The following is a 693-nucleotide window of genomic DNA, read 5'->3' on the forward strand; positions in this document are numbered from 1 at the left end:
CCCGCCGCCAGCGCGACCTGCGCCTCCAGCCCCCGGCACACCGCCGGCGTCTCCCCCCAGGTGCGCGCCGCGCCCAGCCACCGGTGGGCGAGGTCGTGCTCCCCGGCGGCCAGCGCGGCCTCGACCGCGCTGTGCGCGGCCAGGGTGCCGTGGTGCGCGCCGACCTGCTCGAGGTCCACCTCGGCGAGCACGTCCAGCGCCCGGCGGTGCTCGCCGGCCTCGCACGCGGAGCGGGCCACCGCGACGAGGTGCACCTGCAGGTCCCCGGCCGCGCCGGCCCGGACACGTGCCAGCGCAGCCTCGGCGACGGCGAGGTTGCGCGCCGCCTTGCCCCGCGCCGCGCGCCGGGCCGGGTCGTGGCCGCTGTGCCGCAGGACGACGTCGCCGAGGGTGTCCACGCGCGTGGGACCGTGGTGCGCGACGACCTGCTCGTGCAGGGCGCCCTCCCAGCCGCAGCGTGAACGACGCAGGACGCGGGGCAGCAGGCAGCCGAGCTGCCGGCCCGACCCACCGGCGACGTCGGAGACCTGCGCGACGGCGAGGACGTCCGCCCCGGTCCCGACGAGGGCGCGGCGCAACGCCCCGGCGTCACCGACGGGCACCTCGTCGGCGTCGACGCAGAACACCCACTCCCCCGTGCAGTGCTGCAGGGCGCGGTTGCGGGCGGCACCGAAGTCGTCGTCCCAGTACCCC

Annotated in this window: 1 protein-coding gene; it reads right to left on the reverse strand. The window is 79.1% G+C overall.

Annotated features, from left to right (window positions below; all coding sequences use genetic code 11):
- A partial coding sequence (locus ABEB16_RS20340; protein ID WP_345714014.1) for a glycosyltransferase occupies positions 1-693 on the reverse strand: 693 nt, incomplete at both ends.

It is taken from the genome of Kineococcus glutinatus, assembly GCF_039542765.1.
GTDB lineage: Bacteria > Actinomycetota > Actinomycetes > Actinomycetales > Kineococcaceae > Kineococcus_A > Kineococcus_A glutinatus.